The organism is Providencia sp. UF-183, assembly GCF_058246155.1.
Map to the genome: position 1 here is coordinate 81,638 of NZ_JBSICD010000001.1, position 21,354 is coordinate 102,991.

The following is a 21,354-nucleotide window of genomic DNA, read 5'->3' on the forward strand; positions in this document are numbered from 1 at the left end:
GGGATGGCGTTGAAAATAAAACTAAGCCCACTCCTTCTGTTACCGTTGGCGTTCTTATTAGCGGTACCTGCGCTGCCTTTTTTCTTTGGCTATGGCGTGTTTATTGCGTTATTCGAACTGGGGGAACTCATTTGGCCAATTGCTTTAAATGTCAGCGATAACTTATTTCTTACCGTGATGTGGTTATTTGGGCTGGTGTTTATTATTGCCTTATCGATAGGTGCAGTTCGCTTTCAAGAGAGGCAGTATTGGGGCGCAGCAGTTATAACGTTGGCGGTATTTAGCATCACTACACTGTTAAATATCCCGTTAAGTGCCGAATCAAACCAACGTTGGCGGGCACAAACACTCATTGAACAGCGTGATTGGCAGCTATTTCAGAATGAACAAAACACCGCAGTGAGTGGTGTGCTATCAGGGATCTTATATAACAATGAAGCTAATATAGAAATTGAAGAACGATACCATGAGTTGCAAGCACGTATTGATAAGATGGATAAACTGGCCGAATTGGCACCACAAAGCGTAGCAATGCGTGAAATCTGGCAACCTTTATTACAAGCGAATACGATGGTGCCAAATGATCAAATTAGCCAGTTAGAAAAGGCGAGCCAATATTTACCGCAAGATGGTGCGCTCGCCTTTGCTGTTGGCTTGCTTAAATTACGCCAAACCGACACAGCGGAAGAGAGCCTGACTTTTTTTATGCGTGCTATTGCAGCACAGCCGAATAACCCCACTTATTGGAAAGGTTTGGGGCTTGCGTATAGTTTAATAAAAAGCCAAGTTGATAATAGCGATGTAAATTTAAAGCACGCATATGCTGCACTTATTTTTGCACAATATCTGAACCTCAGTGATAAATGGTCAGAATCTCCCTCTCAATTATTTGATGCGCAAAGTACCGCAATGTTTGCGAAAGAAATCCAGCACCTTTCTGCCGCTGAACGCCAAAACTTTTTAATCTTACAAGCAAGAAGCAACATACAGGTATTAGATTGGTTTAGAGAACCTGCGGATGAGCAAACACAAATATTAGCAAAACAGCCATTGTCCATTAAAGGGATATATGGAGTTGTTGAGCTATCCACGTACTATGACCTAAGTGATCCTCGTTACCCTGGGAAAATGACGATCAATACAGAGGGAACGGCCATTGTCCCTAGCTCTATTAACGAGGTGCGTTACCCTTCCGTTAAATATGATGTTGATAATGTTTCAGCAATCGTGGCCGTGGATGTGAATGAGGACGGTGCGCCTGGATTTACCTTAATCGACACCACCAGTGGCGTAAAAAAATACGATACCGCAGCTGAATATGCTGTGAGCCAATTACGCTTTACCCCTTCAACGCAACCGGCTCGCCACCTTGTGAGTGTTGGCTTTAAAAGCACAGTGAAAAGCTTAGATGATTACGCGCAAGAAGTCGGGCTTTTAGTGGAAAGTGCCAGTAAGGCTTTAGCAAGGCATAATGAAAAATCATTTGGATATGTGCTTAAAAGGCTCCTGAACTATGTGAATAATACAGTTCCTGCTAAATATACCCGCAGCTCAAGTTCATCTTATGAATATTACCAGCAGCAGCAGGAGATCTCAAAAGAGATACGTGCAACGCTGCTACAAGCAGACAGCCGCACTAAGTCTAATGGTGAGGCGTGGGAAAGTAATACGCTAAGACTTCGCGCTTTATTGTTAAAGCACCCTAATAATATTGAAGTGCTGAGCACAACGGCAAGAATGGAATTAATGCACTTTAATGCCGCGCGAACTTTATTAACTGAAAATAAAGCATCTGCAATAAGAGATGGTTTTGTTGATGATGAGCAGCATTGGCGTGATTTACTGTTGAGTGCGCGGGGGCATTATCTGAAAATAATCACCATTAACCCAAACCGTATTGACGCGTGGTTTGCTTGGGGAGTGACAATGATAGATGAAAACCCTGAGCTGGCAGCAGGTGCATTTGCATTAATGCATTATAATGCGGATAAAAGTGTGGATCAGCGTCTGATGGCGGCGCAATCCCGTTTCTTTTTATTTGGTTTGCCCGATGAAACCAAAGAGCGGGTGAATATTATTAATGCACGTATGGCGCAGTTGTATAGTAAAGGTGAATTGCCCACATCAGCAACGGAGCAGGAGCGCCAAGCATTTGAAGAGCAAAAGGTATTGGCTGAAAACGTAATGCCAGCGGTGATACCATTTGCCTTAACCCCTCGCACTTCGCCTATGCGCAATGAAAACTTAGCTGACCCTGTAGCTGTGAGTGTTGATGCGGCCGCTTTTGGCATCCAAGAAAAGACATTACAACTGCCTGTTATTTCTCAGGAATCGATAGGTAAAATGCAAGGCGAAGCCATTTTGAAAATTGATGTACCAAAAGGGGGCGTGCCAAGCTCAGTGATGTTACAGAAGAGTAGTGGTGTGGATTATTTTGATGATAGCTTAATTTCAGCTGCTTATCAGTGGCGGTTTAATTCAGCATCTCAAAATAAAGTGTTATTAATCCCAGTGATTTTTAACCAACCCAGTGACGCTTCGTTAAATTATCAGCCATAAAGGAATAGGGAATATGATGAACCAATATAAAATGGCAGGGATGCTTGCCATATTTTGCTCAACACCATTATTTGCACAAAATCTTGATCAACAATACAGCTTATGGGTTGATGACCAAAAAAGCCAAATTCGTTGTTTTGAAGCCGAATCATCTTTTCAATATTGCTTACGTGAGTCAGATGATGGCGAGTTAATTGTTGCTGATAAACATAACCAAGAAGTGTATCGAATTTATTATTTTGATAACTGGCCGGACGAAGCCCAAGAAGGGGTCTACCGCATTCGTAAGGGAGATAAAATTGGCTTTGCGGATGCCACGACAGGGAAGGTTGTTATTGAGGCAACCTATGATTGTGCTTACCCTTTTGAAGAGGGAAAGGCTAAAGTTGGCGTAGGGTGTAAGACGCAAACGGATGGCGAACACCGTTGGTGGGTTGGTGGGGATTGGACAACAATTACACGGCCATAGGGGTTCTACGTGCTTGGATACCCTTTTTAAGGGTATTCAAGGCGTTTTTTACGAAGTCTGTGATATTTATTTACAATTAAATCGACTTTAACCATATTATTTATATTACTTAACTTATTGAAAACCAGTTGTTATTGTTATGTAGATCACAGTTTTTACCCTGTTAAACCTTCCTCAAAACCATTCACGGCAAAATTCAAACCGCTTAATTCTGTATGGCACCGCTTAGCGCAACTTTAGTCATTTGCAGAGTGTAATTTCTTACCATAGACACCATGGCAGAGCTCAAATTTTCGATTTAACACAGTTCAACCACTGCCAATTAAAAAAACATCAATGACAAGCAGCGCTACGATGCTGCTAGCGTGATGGCAAATACAAAATCAATGGCATGTTCGTTTTACCTCAGAAGGGTGTTCTATGAACAAAAATGGTATTTTAAAGCACGTTCCGTGGATGATCCTTGGGATTATCGGCGCAATTTGTTTAGGGGTTGTTGCGCTAAGACGCGGCGAGCACATTAGTGCGCTGTGGATAGTCGTCGCATCCGTGGCGGTTTATCTTATTGCTTATCGTTACTACAGCTTATATATCGCGAAAAAAGTGATGAAGCTGGATGAAACTCGTGCAACTCCAGCTGTCATTAATAATGATGGCTTAAACTATGTTCCAACCAATAAAAACGTTCTGTTTGGTCACCACTTTGCGGCAATCGCAGGGGCGGGGCCATTAGTAGGACCTGTACTGGCAGCGCAAGTGGGGTATTTACCCGGTACGCTGTGGTTACTGGCGGGGGTTGTATTAGCCGGTGCGGTGCAAGACTTTATGGTGCTGTTTATTTCATCACGCCGTAATGGGGCATCATTAGGGGAAATCGTTAAAGAAGAGTTGGGCCCAATTCCGGGAACGCTCGCACTCTTTGGCTGTTTCCTGATTATGATCATTATCCTTGCGGTATTAGCACTTATTGTCGTCAAAGCCTTGGCAGAAAGCCCATGGGGTGTATTCACCGTGGTATCAACGGTACCAATTGCCTTGTTTATGGGGATATACATGCGATATCTCCGGCCGGGGCGTGTTGGTGAGGTTTCTGTCATCGGTATCGTGTTGCTGGTAGCATCGATTTGGTTCGGTGGCGTTATCGCTCACGACCCATACTGGGGCCCAGCACTGACATTTAAAGACACCACGATCACTTATGCTCTGGTTGGCTATGCATTTGTTTCTGCACTGTTACCTGTATGGTTGATCTTGGCGCCGCGTGATTATCTGGCAACCTTCTTGAAAATTGGGGTTATCGTTGGGTTAGCGATTGGTATCGTTATCCTGAACCCTGAATTAAAAATGCCTGCAGTAACGCAATTCGTTGATGGCTCAGGTCCAGTTTGGAAAGGCACGCTATTCCCATTCTTGTTCATTACCATTGCATGTGGTGCGGTTTCGGGTTTCCACGCTTTAATTTCTTCGGGAACAACTCCGAAATTGTTAGCAAACGAAAAAGATGCACGTTACATCGGTTACGGTGCAATGTTAATGGAATCTTTCGTTGCGATTATGGCGCTGGTTGCTGCATCCATTATCGAGCCGGGCTTGTACTTCGCGATGAATACCCCGCCAGCGGCGTTAGGTATTACAATGCCTAACTTGCATGAGCTAGGTGGCCCAGATGGTGCGGCTATCATGGCTCAACTGAAAGATGTTTCTGTTCACGCAGCGGCAACGGTCAGCTCATGGGGCTTCGTAATTTCACCTGAACAAATCATGCAAACGGCGAAAGACATCGGTGAACCGTCTGTTCTAAACCGTGCGGGTGGTGCGCCAACATTAGCAGTTGGTATCGCATTCGTATTCCACGAAATCATGCCTGCGGCAAATATGGGCTTCTGGTATCACTTTGGTATTCTGTTTGAAGCACTATTTATCTTAACCGCATTGGATGCAGGAACTCGTTCTGGCCGCTTTATGCTGCAAGACTTGCTGGGTAACTTCGTTCCATTCTTGAAGAAAACGGATTCATTAGTTGCGGGGATTATTGGTACGGCAGGTTGTGTCGGTTTATGGGGTTACTTACTGTATCAAGGCGTGGTTGACCCACTGGGCGGCGTTAAGAGCCTATGGCCACTGTTCGGTATCTCGAACCAAATGTTAGCCGCAGTTGCGTTAATCTTAAGTACAGTTGTCCTGATTAAGATGAAACGTAGCAAATACATCATGGTCACCGTGTTACCTGCAGTATGGTTATTGATTTGTACCACTTGGGCGTTAGGACTGAAATTATTCAGTGATAACCCGCAGCTTGAAGGCTTCCTGTACTTAGCGAAATCTTATAAAGAGAAGATTGCGGCAGGCGGTGCTGAGCTGACAGCGCAAGAAATCACTAACATGAATCACATTATCATCAACAACTACACCAATGCGGGTCTGAGTATCCTATTCTTAGTGGTTGTCTACGGTATCATTTTCTATGGTATCCGTGTGGGAATGAAAGCATACAAAAATCCAGAACGTACAGACAAAGAAACACCGTATGTGCCTGTACCGAAAGAGGGCGTGAAAGTTTCATCTTCACATTAGTGACCATTCGACACCATCGAGCCGCTAAGGTGGCTCGGTAACTGAACGGTAGCCCTACATTGTGTGCGCATGATGTAGGGCATTTGTATTTGGAGAGGCAGATGTTTGGTAATCTTGGAAAAACAGGCAAATACTTAGGGCAAGCAGCGCGTATGCTGATTGGCATTCCTGATTATGATACTTATGTCCAACACATGAGTGATAACCACCCTGATAAGCCCGTCATGACTTACAAAGAATTTTTTCGTGAAAGGCAAGATGCGCGATATGGTGGAAGTGGAAAAGGCGGGTTCCGCTGCTGTTAACGATGATTGCAGTAAAACAATGGTGCAAAGAGGATAATAATGAAACCAATTAATGTCACAATCCTAACCGGTTTTCTTGGTGCAGGTAAAACAACGCTCCTTAGCCATATTCTTCATGCAGAACATGGACATAAAATTGCAGTCATTGAAAATGAATTTGGTGAGGTTCCCATTGATAACGCCATTATTGGTGACAGAGCCACACAAATCACCACGTTGAGCAACGGGTGCATCTGTTGTTCGCGTTCCGCTGAATTAGAAAATGCGTTATTAGACTTATTAGATGGCCTCGACAGTGGCAAATTGGATTTTGACCGTTTAGTGATTGAATGCACTGGAATGGCAGACCCCGGCCCTATCACGCAAACATTTTTCTCCCATGATGTGTTATGCGAACGGTTTTTATTGGATGGCATCATTACGCTGGTGGATGCGGTTCATGCTGAAAAACAATTGAATGATTTTGCGATTGCTCAAGCACAAATCGGCTATGCAGACCGAATTTTATTAACAAAAACTGACATCAACCCAGATAACGACGCCCTGTTAGAACGATTGCAACGTATTAATGCCAGAGCGCCAATTTATCCGGTTATTCATGGCGATATTAACTTACAGCTTTTATTAGACATCGAAGGTTTTTTATTAGATTCACAACTGAAGGTGAATAAACCGACTTTCCGCTTTGCACCAAAACAGCAAAATGAAGTGGAGTCTATTGTTGTGGAGTTTGATTACCCTGTTGAATTAATGGAAGTTTCACAGGTAATGGAAGATTTACTGCTCGGTTTTGCTGATAATTTATTGCGTTACAAAGGCATTTTATCCATCAAAGATGAACCAAAACGTTTGTTATTCCAAGGGGTTCAACGCCTTTACAGTGCTGATTGGGATACGGATTGGCAAGACGGCGAAACCCGCCGCAGCGTATTAGTGTTTATCGGCGTGAAACTACCCGAAGAGATTATTCGCGAAAAATTCGCAGCCTTAGAAGTGAAATAGGTAGTCATTTAAAAGAGACAAGCCCTAGTCACATACACAAGGCAAGTATGTGACTAGGGTCGGCAAGTGTAGCCAACAACGCTACGTCGTTAAGGGCGAAGAATTAACGTGCTTTTGACGCCATAATCTCAATAATCTGTACATCTGTATGCCTCATCGACCCTGCGGCCAATGAACACAAATTGGCAATCGACTGGTCAACATCATCTGACACAATACCGTCCGAGCCTCTCACACAGCTATTATCTAAAGCCATCAGTACCGCTTTATAAGCCGCACTGGCGCTGGTGGAGACTTTCATCGCACAACTGTTTGATGCACCGTCACAAATCATCCCACTGACATCGCCAATCATACTGGAAATCGCCATTGCAACCACTTCATAGCGTGACTCCAATAACCATGCAATCCCTGCGGCGGCGCCCATCGCGGCGGTGGTTGCAGCACACAGCGCAGATAGTGCAGGTAATTGATTATGAATATAAATCGCCATTAGGTGGGATAACATCAATGCGCGAGCTAGTTGTTCTTCAGAGGATTGCAGGTAATCCGCCGTCACGACAACAGGCATGGTTGCGGCGATACCTTGGTTGCCAGAACCTGAGTTGCTCATCGCGGGTAAAACGGCCCCTCCCATACGAGCATCGGATGCGGCAGAGGTGCGGATCATAATTTCGGACATTAAGTCTTTCGATAATAAACCGCGGTCGCGCTGAGTTTGCAATGTTTTCCCGATATGTAAGCCATACACATTGCGCAAGCCTTCTTGGGAAAGGGCTTCATTTAGCTGGGCAGCTTCTAAAATAAAACGAATATCGCCTAATGGGGCTTCTGTCGCAAATTGGTAGACAGCCTTTGCGGTAACGGGGGGCAAGGGAATATCCGCAGCGCAATCAACGGGAGTATCGTCTAGAGATTTTCTTGATAAGGTATCAAACACCGTTTCATTATTATGAATTATCTTCACAATATTGGTGTGTGAACCTGTGATGATCACTGTCGCTGAACCTGTTTGGGTATATACCGTTGCTTCGGAATAGATAACGTCTTCGCAAGGGTGTTTGATATCAACAGTTACTAGGCCTTGCGCTAGCATTGTTTTACTCAAAGCAATCGCGTCAGTTGAAGCAGATTTAAGTACCTCTAAACCCGCATCCGCATCGCCGCCAACCGCACCTAAAGCGGCAGCGATAGGTAACCCTACCATGCCTGTACCCGGCACCGTGACACCCATACCATTTTTCATCAGGTTAGGAGAGACAAAGGCACAAACGCGCGTGACGTCACCGTCAAGGAAGGACGCTGCTTTTGCTGCTGCGTAAGCCAATGAAATCGGCTCGGTACAACCTAAAGCTGGCTTAACTTCTTGTTTTACCGCATTGATAAAATATTGCCAAAGTAATGGTTGTGATTGCGCATGCATGGCAGGTCCCCTTAATGAAATCTTTTTTGATTTTATTATTTTAAACAACCCGTTGGAGAAAAACTTCACTAAGTTTGGGGATATACTTGTGCGAGAGAGAAAAAAAATCTCCAAAACTGGAGATAAAAATAAAATATTTTCGAGTTTGCGCTTCGTCACAAAAATCCTGCCTATAAAATAGCGCAGGACATTGTGATTGTTTTACGGGTTAGCTTTCCACATCGAGGCGTTTACTTTGCCATTTCCGTGAGCGCCAGCGCCATGCATTAGTCAAGCCGCGCAACCATTCATCGGCGAAGAAACCGAGCCAAATTCCCAGCAAGCCCATTTCCATTTTGATCCCTAAGAAATAGCCGAGGGGGATCGCCACGCCCCACATAAAGATAATAGCGGTGCATAATGGGAAGCGGGCATCTCCAGATGCACGTAACGCATTCACCATCACAATATTAATGGTACGCCCTGGCTCTAAAAATACCGAGAGTAAAAAGAGCGGTAATAAAAGCTCGATAATACCGTGGTCATCAGTGATGTTGTTAAGGATAGGGTCACGAAGCAACCAGAAAGCAATAACGACACCGATAGTGACATAAAAGCCCATTTTTAAGCTTTTAATTCCGCGAATATAGGCATCTTGGAAGCGTTTCGCACCAACCAAATGGCCAACCATGATCTCATTACCAATACTGACGGAAATACCGAATAACATAATAAAGAGTGATAATTGGAAATACAGGGTTTGTGCCGCAAGAGCTGTTTCGCCCATTAAACCAATAAAGGCAGATGCCGTCATAAAGTGTAAAATCCACACCAAGTTTTCCCCCGCAGAAGGTAAACCAATGTGTAAAATTTTACCGAGCATTTTACGTGACCAATGAATTAACATCATTGGGACAAACTTAATACGTAACCCGTAGAATAATAAGCAGAAAAGCAAAATTACAGCGACGACACGCCCAACGACAGTAGACCAAGCCACACCCTCTAAACCATATTGTGGCAACCCGAAGAAACCATAAAGTACAATGATATTGCCGACAACAGTAATCAGGTTGGCAATCAATGTTACCCACATGGCGGGTTGTGCTTTGCCATAAACCCGTAAGCAAGCCGCTAAAATAATGGAAATTGCTTCAGGAATTAAACAAATACCTAGAATACGTAAATAAGTATAACCATCCGCCATTAAATGGGATGGCATATTCATGATTTTTAGAATGGTATAGCCAAAGAATACCGCGACCAATGCACTGGAAAAACCAAGAATAAAGTTAAAGGCAATAGAGATATGAATCGCTTGGCTGGCTTTTTCACGGCGGCCTGCCCCTAAATATTGTGCGATAACAACACTGCATCCCACACTGATAAAGTTAAAAATAGTAATAAAAAGATCAAAAACTTGGTTGCCCACCCCCATCGCAGCAAGGTAAGCCGTCGATACATGGCTAACCATGTAAGTGTTAATTAATAATGTGGCCAAATGCAGAAAAATATCGATAAAAATTGGCCAACTGAGCGAAAAGAGTGACCGCTCAGTCACATCAGACTGATGCATTGAGAACCTTTATATATTTATGAGAATTAAGAATAGTCGCTTGAACTGCGAATTCTACATGGAATTCATTAATGAAAATAGGGTTAAAATGCCCTCAATTTCGTAAAGTGAATGTTTTGTTTACTTTTAATTAATCTGTTAAATTTAATTTCGCTATAAATTATTTAATAAGCAACATCAGAACTGTATAGGAGTAAAAATGACAAAAATTAAAGCAGCAATAGTGGGATACGGGAATATCGGCCGTTATGCACTAGAAGCTGTTCTGGCCGCTGATGATTTTGAGCTTGTCGGAATTGTTCGTCGCAATACACAAGACATCCCTGCTGAACTTGCCTCGTACAAAGTCGTCGATGATATTGAAAAACTAGGGAAAGTGGATGTTGCACTCCTGTGCTCACCAACCCGTGCAATAGGCCCACTTGCGGCAAAAATTCTTGCATTAGGTATTAATACCGTTGATAGCTTTGATGTGCATTCAGATATTGTAGCGCTGAAAAGAAGCCTAAATGATGTTGCAAAACAACATAATAGCGTTGCTGTCGTCTCTGCAGGTTGGGATCCAGGTTCAGATTCTATCATGCGTACTTTAATGCTTGCGATGGCGCCAAAAGGGGTGACTTACACCAATTTTGGGCCAGGTATGAGCATGGGGCACAGTGTTGCGGCAAAAGCAATTGACGGCGTGAAAGATGCGTTATCAGTGACTATTCCATTAGGAACTGGTGTGCACCGTCGTATGGTATATATTGAATTAGATGCGGGGGCAAAATTTGATGATGTTGCTCAAGCGATTAAAGCGGATAGCTATTTTGCCTCTGATGAAACCCACATTCGTCAGGTCGATAGTATTGACGCATTAAAAGATGTTGGGCACGGTGTACACATGACGCACAAAGGTGTGTCGGGTGCGACACATAACCAATTGTTCGAGTATTCAATGCGTATCAATAACCCTGCGTTAACGTCACAATTTATGGTGTCAGCTGCACGCGCTTCAATGAAGCAGGCGGCGGGTGCTTATACAGTGATTGAAATCCCACCAGTGAATTTCCTGCAAGGTGATTTAGACACGTTGATTGCCAAACTCGTCTAATTACGCTTTTATTTGTGGCATGATCCCTTAAGGTCATGCCATCTTGTCGATATTTCTTACACTTTACCTTCGATTTACTTCGCCATTCGGATTTTGGCCATTGTTTATTTCTTTCGTTATCAAGTAGCTTATTAAAAAAGCACTATTGATAATGTGGAGTGATCTCATGGCGAAGCCGTCAGGGAATGAGCAATTAAAAGAACAACAAAATAAAAACCAAGGTTTTTTCCCAAAACAGCCTTCAGTAAAAAGTGTAAAAGAAAGTTCGCATTCTTTTAGCCTTATTCGTGCGTTTTCCAAGATAGTTAACTACGGTTTCTCTCTTTTTTATGTCGGTTTTATTTTATCTGTTTGGTTTTTCCCTGAGTACTACACGGTCGAAATTATTTATAACCTGACGTTAATTCTCATTTTTGAATTTATTTTAGTTCACTCTGGCGTCTTTATGGCGGTATTTCGTGATTGGCGAGTATTAACTTTATTTGCGCTTTTTTATGGTTTATTCGCGCTGGCAATTAATATGTCAGTCTTAGGGGACTCGCCGTTGATCCTGTATTTATATAGTGCGACAGTCGCGAACCGAATGTTATTTGGTTTAACCAGCCGCAGTGAACAAGAACGCAGTGAAAATATGGGCTATTCAGCGTTAATGGCACTCAATTTTATGTTCTGTATTTTCCTCGTATTGATTTTATCTTTCCTTGTGCCTTATGGCGGGTTAACACCTGAATATTTACGCTCTATTGATTATTACGCCAGTATTTCCACTGGCGGAGAGTTCCCGGACAGGCCTCATGTCGCTTTTGCGTTTGGAGTACTCTATTTTGGGTTACCTGTTTTTATGGCCTGTTTAATGAATTTCTTGTGCAAGGGGCACTCTATTTACCGAGAAAAAGGAAAGTAAGTTTGTGGCAAGGAAGATAAAAAACAAAAAAAATGCCAATAAGCGATCGGGATTATCCATCGTAAAAGGGAAACGCCATTTTATTGCATCAGATAAACCGCAAGGTGTTATGCACTTTCTACCTTCGTTGGTGGATCACGGCTTAACTGTTTTTTATATCGGTTTTTTATTGTCTTTGTGGTTTGCCCCTGATTGGTCGGGCGTTGAAGTGGTTTACAATATGGTATTGATCCTGCTATTTGAGTTTATTTTAGTGCATATGGGCACAATGATGGCGGTACTTCAGCGTGGTTTTTTCTTCATTTTTGTGGCCGCTATTTTAGGGGGCGTAGCCTATATTTTTCATACGACGCAAATTAACTCTTCCGCTATCCTTTATATTTATGCAGCGACATTAATTAATCGAATTATTATTGGGCGTCAACAAGGGAGTGAGTTTGATAGTTTTAATGCCTTCGATGAAGGGATTGCTAAATTACGTCATTATGTTTCGTGTTTTATTATTGCTGTGTTTTTAACGCGCTATTTGCCTGAAGGGGGGCTGACGGAGCAATACCTTGAAGATAATCACTATTATGGCCTATTAAAAATGACAGGGATGACGGAAAAACCGCTTATGATTATTCAATTCGGTGTCTTGTATTATTCCACATCATTACTTTGGGTATTGTGGCGTTTTTTAAACCCCAAAAAGAAATAAAAAAAGCGCCTATCGAAATAGGCGCCCGGTGTTGGCAAAAAATAAAAAAATTAACGTGTTATTGATTTAAATTGCTGTGTAGTCTTTGTTAGTGCGACTTCGGTAGGCAAACGTTCCATTGAACTTGCGCCATAAAAACCATGGCAGTCAGGGCAGTTAGCTAAAATATATTCGGCATCTTCAGGGGTTGCGATAGGGCCGCCGTGGCACAGGACAATGACGTCATCACGCACTGCTTTAGCCGCTTTTGCCCATTCATTAATGAGTGGTACGCAATCTTTTAGTGTCAGTGCTGTTTCGGCACCAATATTCCCGCCCGTTGTTAAGCCCATATGTGGCACGATGATATCTGCACCAGCCTTGGTCATTGCAACGGCATCATCAGCGCTGAAAACATACGGTGTGGTTAACAGATCTTTTTCATGCGCCATGCGGATCATATCCACTTCTAGGCCATAACCCATTCCTGTCTCTTCCAGATTAGCGCGGAAGTTGCCATCAATCAGGCCTACCGTTGGGAAGTTTTGTACACCTGCAAAGCCCGTTGCTTTGATGTCATCTAAAAACTTATCAAATTGGCAGAATGGGTCGGTGCCATTTACACCTGCAAGAACAGGGGTTTGCTTAACGACAGGCAAAACTTCTTTTGCCATGTCCATGACGATTTCATTCGCATTGCCGTAAGCCAATAAGCCTGCTAGTGAGCCACGACCTGCCATACGGTAACGGCCGGAGTTATAGATAACGATTAAGTCAATGCCGCCAGCTTCTTCACACTTTGCCGATAAACCCGTACCTGCACCACCGCCGATAATAGGTTCTCCACGAGCAATCATGTCTCTGAATTTTTTTAATAACTCTGCGCGGTTATGTTTCATATTAACCTCTATTATTTGTTCAAAATTTCCTGGTGTAGCTGAATAACCTGTTCACAAAAATCATGGGAATTTATGTGGTGAGGACTCAAAATAAGCTGTCTTTTTTCTGTTGTTATGAGGTTTTCTGTCAGTGCATCGATAAACGCTTGGTCTGCGATAGGATCCCAGAATGGTGCGCCTTCGATATCTAATGCGGAAAACCCTGATGTTGGAACAATAAAACGAACTTCGCCATCACAGCGATTTAATTTCTCAGCAATCCAACGACCCATTTGTTGGTTTTCTTCTTTGGTCGTTCTCATCAATGTGACTTGTGCATTGTGATGGTAAAATAAGCGGTCTTGGTATTTTTCAGGCACCGTAGTTGGTCGCCCAAAATTCACCATATCCAATGCACCACACGACATAACACAAGGTGTTTGTGTACGTTGAATGGCGCCAAATCGGTCTTCGTCGCACGCTAAAACGCCACCAAATAAATAGTCACACACTTCTGTTGTCGTCATATCCAGTACGGAATGCAGTAGCTGGCTATCAATCAGTTTTTCCATTGCTTTACCGCCGCTGCCTGTTGCATGAAAGACGAGACAGTCATATTGTTCTTCTAATTGTGCGGTAAGTTGTTGAACGCAAGGCGTTGTCACACCAAACATGGTTAGGGCAATGGCGGGTTTGATATCAATATTTTCGTCATCTTCTTGGTTAAACCAGACAGCGCCTGCGATTTGATTTGCTGCGTTTTTCAAAACTTTACGCGAAATAATGTTTAAGCCCGAAACATCGGTGACTGAGTACATCATGGAGATATCACTCGCACCGATATAACCTGAGATATCCCCTGACGCCATAGTGGAAACCATTAACTTAGGGATACCCACAGGCAGTACTTGCATTGCAGGAGTAATTAATGCGGTTCCACCTGAGCCACCTAAGCCAAGGATTGCCGCAACATCAGTTTGCGCTGCAAGGTAAAGGCTAAAAGCGTGTGCCATCGCCTCAATCGCCTTGCCACGGTCTCCACAAAAAACCGCATCTACACCAAGAGGGTGAAAACTAGCGACGGTATGTGCGCTGACATCAGCCTCTTTTTCTAATTGTGTTGGTTGAGTCGTTAAATCAACGGTGCGAACAGCTAACCCAGCGCTTTTAATTAATTCACTGACATAAAATAGTTCAGCGCTTTTAGTATCCAGCGTTGTGGCGATATAGATAAAACCAGGGTGCTTTTTCATATAAAAATCCTTTCAGATTAGAGTTCGCGTTGAATTTTTCACCTTAATGAGACTATAGTATCATTTTTGACGTTTGTAAAATGAGACTGCAGTCTCATTTGTTGGTTTGTTGTCACACTGATTAGTTGCTAATATGCATATCTTGTTGATAAAACATCATAAATATTAATTAACATCGGTATATATAATGCATCATTAAAATATTAAATTTGTGATAGGGATAACTTATTTGATTGTATATACAGGTTAGTTTGAGATATGTATCTTTTAATTGTATGTTATTCAGTAGGTATACTTATTTCCGCTTGTGCTTTCTAAGTATTATTGACTAAACTTGTTGTAAGAAACAGTATTTTAAGGACAATTAAATGCCGAAAACTAATCCAGCCTCAGAATATAAAGGGACGCGAAAACGGACTTATGTATTATTGGTTACCACGGCTTTAGAGTTATTTGAAAAAGGCGCGATGCCTTCTGTTTCTGAATTGGCGCTCGAGGCGGGTGTTTCCCGCGCTACCGCATATCGGTATTTTCCGACTCAAAGTGATTTAATCACAGCAACTGTCAATGAAAGTTTAGGGCCAATTTTAACGTGGCGCCCACAAAGTGAAAAAACAGAAGAGCGTATTGATGAGCTACTGACGTTTGCTTTTCCACGCATGTTTGAACATGAAGGCGCTTTAAGGGCGGCATTGCAAGCTTCATTACAACAATGGGCGCAAGGGCGTTCTGCTCCGCAAGAGGTCAAAAGTAAGCAATTTGAGCGGGGAAACCGTAAAGATATCCTTGCGATGGTCACTACGCCGATGAAATCGGAATATCCGCAAGAAATTGTTGATAAGGTCATCAAAGCATTTTCGGTTATTTATGGGTCAGAGATTTTCTTAGTGCTAAAAGATATTTGGAAAATGGATAATCTGCAGGTCATAGAATTAGCGCAATGGATGGCAAAAGCGATAATGAACCAAGCCGTTGCAGATAATACCAAACGTCAAAATAAGCAAATCAAAAACTAATAAATGATAGAACCGCAGTGAATAATCACTATCATAATAAATAAAGCAAAACGAAGGTCATCTGGCACTAATAATATGATATAAATTAAGGTTATAAATAGTCTTAATGGTTAATGTCGTATGATGAAATTACTCAAGATGATCGTTGGGATCGCTGTTTGCGCGGTGATTGGTGGTGGATTAACTTACCTTGGTGTTCCACTCGCACTGATGTTTGGTCCCATTATCGCGGTTATTATTTTTCATCGTTTTGGCATTTCCTTCGCAATTCCTAAACATACAATCTCTTTTGTTCAAGTGACATTAGGTACTTCGGTTGGCTTGATGTTTAATCAGGTTTCACTGAATGAAGCTGATAACTTATTTTTATTATTATTGATGTTAGTTGTGTGTTTGGCTGTACAATTTTCGTTTAGTTTTTTTTGGTTTTACCGCAAAGTGGGTTGGACGAAACAAGAAGCCATGTTGGGCTCAGTGCCTGGTGCAATGGCGGCCATTTTAGCCTTAACTGATCATACCCATACACCACCACAGAAGATTGTTATCTCCCACACTATTCGCCTTATCATATTGATTTTATTAGCAGGGATTGTCGTTGGGAGTGATGGTGATCCGCAGCCGCTCATTGAGTTTCCTTCATTAACATTGACAGCCACAATGTGGCTATTGCTGATTGTCGCCGTTGGGGTGATAGCGGGTTTGATCTTACAGCGCTTCAGAGTTCCTGCACCTTATATGCTAACTTCATTAGCGGCGGCAACACTAATACAAAGTTGGGTTGATATTCCATTAAATTTTCCGTTAATGCTGACTGAATTAAGTATGGTATTAATTGGGATGAACATCGGTAACCACTTTGTTGTTTTTCCGCTTTCATCATTAATTAAAAATATTTATTCCTCCGCACAAGTGGTCGTCATCAATATTATTTTAACGTTCTTGATTACGGTATTTGCAGCTTGGTTAACAGGGTATGATATTTCGGTATTATTGCTCGCTTGGGCGCCGGGAAGTATGGAAGCGATGACCTTTGCAGCAATTACGATGAATTTAGATGCAGGGTTTGTGATGTCGAACCATATTATTCGCATGGTGATCATCCAGAGTATTCCATCCGTTGTTTTATTTTGGCAGGAAAGCAGAGCAAAGAAACTAAAATAGCGATATCAAGATGGAGAAGAAAACATGCAATAAGGTATTAGCATGTTTTCTTGATGTTACTGATAGGATTATTTTACGTAGGCAAACAAGCCGAGAGAATCCCTAGCTAATGACTGGCACTTAAATTCTTGTGTAAGTGGTATTCCCTTTAAGTCATTGTAACTTTCTTTGTTTAACTGAGTCATTTTCTCAGAGTTGTAGTTGCTCAAATCCCACTTGTTGCTTTTCGCAAAATAGACGATAGCGCGTTCAATTTCTCTATCGGGAATTTGTGAGTACCCACAGTCATATTTTAGGTAGATAAAAACAGCCGTCAGATCAGCCAGATCTTCAGCTTCGTTGGGGGCAAGAGCTCTGGCAGAATTGGTTATCCCTAACAGAGTCATTAAGCATGACATCATTAATATAAATTTGCGCATTCTTTATTCTATCGGGTTTCTATGTCAAGTAACGTTAGCATAAGAATAGAATTGTTAGTCAACTATATTTTTCTTAAATGAATGTAATAAACCCATAATTAATGAGTGGGTTTATTGACCTTCCTGTAAGGGGAGGCTTTATCATTTGTTTTATTAAACCATGTTTTGCAGAGAAAGGGTAATTTCCCTCAATATACTCTGTCACTGATTATTGATTTGATAAACAAAAGGAAGGTTATCAATGTTACGTCGCGATTTTTTAAAATTAAGTGCTATCACATATGCTGCAAGTGCGCTGCCTATTTGGAGCCGCATCGCGGTAGCCGCTGAAAACTATCCCACATTGGCTATCCCGCCGCTATTAGAGCCTGATGTGCAGGGCAACATTCAATTGGCGATTAAGCAAGGCACATCCCAATTTGTTCCCGGTAAAAAAACCACCACGTGGGGATATAACGGTGATTTACTCGGCCCTGCGATTAGCTTAAAAAATGGCCAGAGCGTTAATATCAACATTGTGAATCAGTTGGCAGAAGATACCACCGTTCACTGGCATGGTTTAGAAATTTCAGGCGAACAGGATGGCGGGCCCCAAGCGATTATTCAACCGGGCGCAACACGCAAAGTTAATTTTACGATAGATCAAAGCGAAGCAACCTGTTGGTTCCATCCGCATACTCACGGTAAAACGGGCTACCAAGTGGCTATGGGGCTGGCGGGGTTAGTCCTGATTAAAGATGAAAATAGCGAAAAACACGGTTTGCCAAGCAACTGGGGTGTAGATGATATCCCTGTGATTTTGCAAGATAAGCGTTTGAAAGATGATGGGCAAATCGATTATCAACTCGATGTGATGAGCGCTGCGGTAGGTTGGTTTGGTGACTTTATGCTTACTAACGGCGCGGTTTACCCGAAACATGTTGCGCCAAAAGGTTGGATCCGCCTACGGTTACTCAATGGTTGTAACGCACGTAGTTTGAATATTTCAACCAGTGATGGTCGTAAAATGTACGTTGTTGCCAGTGATGGTGGCTTACTTGCTGAACCGGTTGCATTGACTGAATTACCGATTTTAATGGGGGAGCGTTTTGAGGTATTAATTGATGCTTCAGATGGTCATGCGTTTGATTTAGTTACATTACCTGTAGGGCAAATGGGGATGACTATCGCACCATTTGACCAACCTCTGCCTGTTCTTCGTATTGAAACCACATTAACAAATGGCGAAGGAAAACTACCTTCAACTCTTGCTGCAATCTCCGCACTCCCATCTTTAGCAGGGTTAAATCGCCGTCGTTTCCATTTGATGATGGATATGCGTTTAGATATGCAAGGCATGATGATGCTACGTGAAAAATATGGCGCACAAGCGATGGGGAACATGGGCGGTCATGGCGCGATGATGGGTAATATGGATCATGGTGCGATGATGAACAGTGGAACCATGAACCATGGGAATATGAGTCAAGGCAACATGAACCACGGTAACATGAGTGGTGGTATGGGCAATGGTGGTCATTGTGGTACGGGTGCAGGTGATTTAGATATTCATAACGCCAATACGATTAATGGACAAGTGTTCTCAATGACCCATCCTGCATTCGATGCACCAATGAACCGCCAAGAAATTTGGGTAGTTTCCGGGCGTGGTGACATGATGCTGCATCCATTCCACGTACACGGAACGCGATTCCGTATTTTGAAAGAAAATGGGCAAGCCGTTGAACCGCATCGCCAAGGCTGGAAAGATATTGTTAAAGTTGAAGGGCAGGTGAGTGAAATTTTAGTGGAATTTAAACACCCTGCGACGAAAGAACACCCCTATATGGCGCATTGCCATTTACTTGAACATGAAGATACGGGAATGATGCTTGGTTTTACAGTGAGTTAATCGAAAGTTTCCACTTTAGGACAAAATGCAGCATTAAATGTTAGTGCTGCATTTTCCTTTATTAGTATCTACGCCTCGCCTATGGTAAAATTACGCGCTTTCCATTCCTTTAGATGCGTAATTGAAGATGAAACATACCCTTGAAGTCATGATCTCTGAAGAAGAGATTGCTCAACGAATCAGTGAATTAGCTGAAAAAATCAGTGCTCATTACCAGCCCCTTGAAGGCGATTTAGTCCTTGTTGGTCTATTAAAGGGCTCATTTATTTTTATGGCTGATTTATGCCGTAAAATTAATGTCCCGCATGAAGTCGACTTTATGACTGTTTCGAGCTACGGCAATGCAATGACATCAAGCCGTGATGTCAAAATCGTCAAAGATTTAGATGAAGATATTCGTGGAAAACACGTTTTAATTGTTGAAGACATTATCGACTCAGGTAATACCTTAAATAAAGTTCGCGAAATTTTTGAATTGCGTGGCCCTAAATCGGTGGCGATTTGTACTTTGCTGGATAAACCATCACGCCGCGAAGTGGATGTACCAGTCGAATGGATTGGATACTCAATCGAAGATAAATTTGTTGTCGGTTATGGTATTGACTACGCGCAACAGTATCGTCACCTTCCGTACATTGGGCATGTGACTTTACTCGAAGAGTAGTTAAACAAATAGCCTATTTAGAAGGTTGGGGACAATATTATTGCCCAACCTTTTTTAGTTAAATACTATAATTAATTGAATAAAATTTATTTCTATTTGTTTGGTAATGTAATTCACTATATTTAAATGTCATATCATTATTTAAGGTATCGAGTAAATTCACTAGTTTAAATGCCTTCTAGACTTTATCTATGAATGATTGTTTGTTACAAATTTTAATCGCCTTTTCCTTTCATTATTCCATCATTACACCTATGCTGAGTTAATTAATTAAAATATTGCATTAAGTAATAATGCTTGAAATTGTGAAAATAATAACATGATGAAAAAAACACTATTGTTTGCAACTTTATTTGCTGTATATATGCAAGGTTATGCAATTGAACTGAAAGTACCTATTGGAGCAAGAGGTTACTTGGGGGAGGTTACGCCACCGGTTTCATCAGCGACAGGATATTTGTACACTTTAGCGGATCATAAGGCTGATACCGCAAATTATCGAATAACTTTGTCTACATCGGGAACTATAGATACTTTGCCTTATTTTGATGAAATTGGGACATCAGGGATTCAATTCCGTAACACAACTGAGCCTGATAGTGGTTTCATCGTGCTAACTATAAACGGAAACTTAAATGCATCATTTTTACTAAATGACAACAAAACAATGAAATACGTCTCTTCTGGGGTCATTAATGGGAAAAGTGTTAACTTAAATGGGCTATATGTTTTCACTGGCAATGGCACAAAATCTGGAACAATTTGGGGAATTGAGCCGAAAGCAGGTAAAACGAAATTTTTTGCGAGCACGGGTTCCTCCGCTAACAAGACTAACCCTGCCATGTTTACAGTCTCAAGCTATTCAGCTTATGCAGTTGGTGGCGGATTGAAGGCTGGGGTATATGAACTTGCTCCGGGAATAATTGATGTAACGTTTTTCACCTACGCAAATGGGGGATCTTATGCGACTCCTGCTCTCTTTGATAGATATAGCAATGTAACAATCACTGCCCTAAAAAGCTGTAAACTGACACCTTCTACACAAACGAATATCCAATATCCGACACAGTTAAGCCAGAATTACCCGACACCGAAAAACCTTGCGAGCGAACAAGCTGTTGTGCAAGTGAGTTGCTATGACGCTGGGAAAGAAGGGTTCTTAACATTGGGGCCATTAAATCCAAGAGTGGCAGGAAGCACAACGGGGATGGAACTCACGAGTTCAGAAAATAATGGTGGTGATTTGCCTTATATTGCAACATCTGCGACTAGCCAAGGTGATAGCGTGTGTAACGCAAACTCATCTGATGCAATTCCTTATTTAGGTAGCCAATCAATTTCAACAATACCGGGTAAAGACTTTACGAAATCGCTCTTTTTTAACCTTTGTGCGAACGGCAATATTAAACCTGGGAAGTATACCGGTGCGATTAATGTGTCTGTTTTAGTGGAGTAGTGAAGGATAACAGTAGGCACTTTCTTACGCTCGACATAATGATTTAAGGC

General features: G+C 42.1%; 18 protein-coding genes. 13 read left to right on the top strand and 5 right to left on the bottom strand.

Going from position 1 to position 21,354, the window contains the following annotated elements; all coding sequences use genetic code 11:
* Positions 1–9: 9 nt before the first annotated feature.
* The 5 genes from AC4IFT_RS00365 to yjiA all read left to right on the top strand — a co-directional run bounded on the left by AC4IFT_RS00365 (position 10) and on the right by yjiA (position 6,909).
* The gene (locus tag AC4IFT_RS00365; RefSeq protein WP_490750344.1) at positions 10–2,559 is read left to right on the top strand and encodes a TonB family protein; all 2,550 of its coding nucleotides are present in this window, start codon (positions 10–12) and stop codon (positions 2,557–2,559) included.
* Positions 2,560–2,572: 13 nt separating this feature from the next.
* Complete coding sequence (locus AC4IFT_RS00370; protein WP_490734529.1) at positions 2,573–3,028, top strand: WG repeat-containing protein; 456 nt, start codon at positions 2,573–2,575, stop codon at positions 3,026–3,028.
* 420 nt (positions 3,029–3,448) lie between these two features.
* Positions 3,449–5,602, top strand: a complete 2,154-nt coding sequence (locus AC4IFT_RS00375; protein ID WP_490734531.1) for a carbon starvation CstA family protein — start codon at positions 3,449–3,451, stop codon at positions 5,600–5,602.
* A gap of 101 nt (positions 5,603–5,703) precedes the next feature.
* Positions 5,704–5,907 (top strand): YbdD/YjiX family protein, encoded by a 204-nt coding sequence (locus AC4IFT_RS00380; protein WP_004260586.1) that lies wholly within the window; start codon positions 5,704–5,706, stop codon positions 5,905–5,907.
* Between the two features lie 39 nt (positions 5,908–5,946).
* Positions 5,947–6,909, top strand: coding sequence for a GTPase (yjiA, locus tag AC4IFT_RS00385; RefSeq protein ID WP_490734533.1), 963 nt, complete (start codon positions 5,947–5,949; stop codon positions 6,907–6,909).
* A gap of 103 nt (positions 6,910–7,012) precedes the next feature.
* On the opposite strand, the gene AC4IFT_RS00390 is transcribed toward yjiA, so the two are convergent.
* Together AC4IFT_RS00390 and AC4IFT_RS00395 are read right to left on the bottom strand one after the other, a co-directional pair.
* Complete coding sequence (locus AC4IFT_RS00390) at positions 7,013–8,332, bottom strand: L-cysteine desulfidase family protein (RefSeq protein ID WP_490734535.1); 1,320 nt, start codon at positions 8,330–8,332, stop codon at positions 7,013–7,015.
* Positions 8,333–8,540: 208 nt separating this feature from the next.
* Positions 8,541–9,887 (bottom strand): MATE family efflux transporter, encoded by a 1,347-nt coding sequence (locus AC4IFT_RS00395; RefSeq protein WP_219246086.1) that lies wholly within the window; start codon positions 9,885–9,887, stop codon positions 8,541–8,543.
* Positions 9,888–10,086: 199 nt separating this feature from the next.
* Here AC4IFT_RS00395 and AC4IFT_RS00400 point away from each other — a divergent pair, with 199 nt between their 5' ends.
* The 3 genes from AC4IFT_RS00400 to AC4IFT_RS00410 all read left to right on the top strand — a co-directional run bounded on the left by AC4IFT_RS00400 (position 10,087) and on the right by AC4IFT_RS00410 (position 12,587).
* The gene (locus AC4IFT_RS00400) at positions 10,087–10,983 is read left to right on the top strand and encodes a diaminopimelate dehydrogenase (RefSeq protein WP_490734537.1); all 897 of its coding nucleotides are present in this window, start codon (positions 10,087–10,089) and stop codon (positions 10,981–10,983) included.
* Between the two features lie 166 nt (positions 10,984–11,149).
* The gene (locus tag AC4IFT_RS00405) at positions 11,150–11,887 is read left to right on the top strand and encodes a hypothetical protein (RefSeq protein ID WP_490734539.1); all 738 of its coding nucleotides are present in this window, start codon (positions 11,150–11,152) and stop codon (positions 11,885–11,887) included.
* Positions 11,888–11,891: 4 nt separating this feature from the next.
* Complete coding sequence (locus AC4IFT_RS00410; protein ID WP_490750345.1) at positions 11,892–12,587, top strand: hypothetical protein; 696 nt, start codon at positions 11,892–11,894, stop codon at positions 12,585–12,587.
* 50 nt (positions 12,588–12,637) lie between these two features.
* On the opposite strand, the gene AC4IFT_RS00415 is transcribed toward AC4IFT_RS00410, so the two are convergent.
* Positions 12,638–13,465, bottom strand: coding sequence for a phosphoenolpyruvate hydrolase family protein (locus AC4IFT_RS00415; RefSeq protein WP_490734543.1), 828 nt, complete (start codon positions 13,463–13,465; stop codon positions 12,638–12,640).
* A gap of 11 nt (positions 13,466–13,476) precedes the next feature.
* Positions 13,477–14,697 (bottom strand): Tm-1-like ATP-binding domain-containing protein, encoded by a 1,221-nt coding sequence (locus AC4IFT_RS00420; RefSeq protein WP_490734545.1) that lies wholly within the window; start codon positions 14,695–14,697, stop codon positions 13,477–13,479.
* A 368-nt stretch (positions 14,698–15,065) separates the two neighbouring features.
* On the opposite strand from AC4IFT_RS00420, the gene AC4IFT_RS00425 reads away from it, so the two are divergent.
* Both AC4IFT_RS00425 and AC4IFT_RS00430 read left to right on the top strand, forming a co-directional pair.
* The gene (locus AC4IFT_RS00425; protein WP_490750346.1) at positions 15,066–15,713 is read left to right on the top strand and encodes a TetR/AcrR family transcriptional regulator; all 648 of its coding nucleotides are present in this window, start codon (positions 15,066–15,068) and stop codon (positions 15,711–15,713) included.
* Between the two features lie 120 nt (positions 15,714–15,833).
* Positions 15,834–16,874, top strand: a complete 1,041-nt coding sequence (locus tag AC4IFT_RS00430) for an AbrB family transcriptional regulator (protein WP_490750347.1) — start codon at positions 15,834–15,836, stop codon at positions 16,872–16,874.
* A gap of 68 nt (positions 16,875–16,942) precedes the next feature.
* Here AC4IFT_RS00430 and AC4IFT_RS00435 read toward each other — a convergent pair whose 3' ends face one another.
* On the bottom strand, positions 16,943–17,293 hold the full coding sequence (locus tag AC4IFT_RS00435) for a YacC family pilotin-like protein (RefSeq protein ID WP_353167189.1): 351 nt from the start codon (positions 17,291–17,293) through the stop codon (positions 16,943–16,945).
* 241 nt (positions 17,294–17,534) lie between these two features.
* Here AC4IFT_RS00435 and cueO point away from each other — a divergent pair, with 241 nt between their 5' ends.
* The 3 genes from cueO (at position 17,535) to AC4IFT_RS00450 (ending at position 21,304) form a co-directional block, all read left to right on the top strand.
* The gene (cueO, locus tag AC4IFT_RS00440) at positions 17,535–19,184 is read left to right on the top strand and encodes a multicopper oxidase CueO (protein ID WP_490750348.1); all 1,650 of its coding nucleotides are present in this window, start codon (positions 17,535–17,537) and stop codon (positions 19,182–19,184) included.
* 127 nt (positions 19,185–19,311) lie between these two features.
* Complete coding sequence (gene hpt / locus AC4IFT_RS00445) at positions 19,312–19,848, top strand: hypoxanthine phosphoribosyltransferase (protein ID WP_219246096.1); 537 nt, start codon at positions 19,312–19,314, stop codon at positions 19,846–19,848.
* 319 nt (positions 19,849–20,167) lie between these two features.
* Positions 20,168–21,304 (top strand): hypothetical protein, encoded by a 1,137-nt coding sequence (locus AC4IFT_RS00450; protein WP_490734553.1) that lies wholly within the window; start codon positions 20,168–20,170, stop codon positions 21,302–21,304.
* The last annotated feature ends 50 nt before the right edge of the window (positions 21,305–21,354 follow it).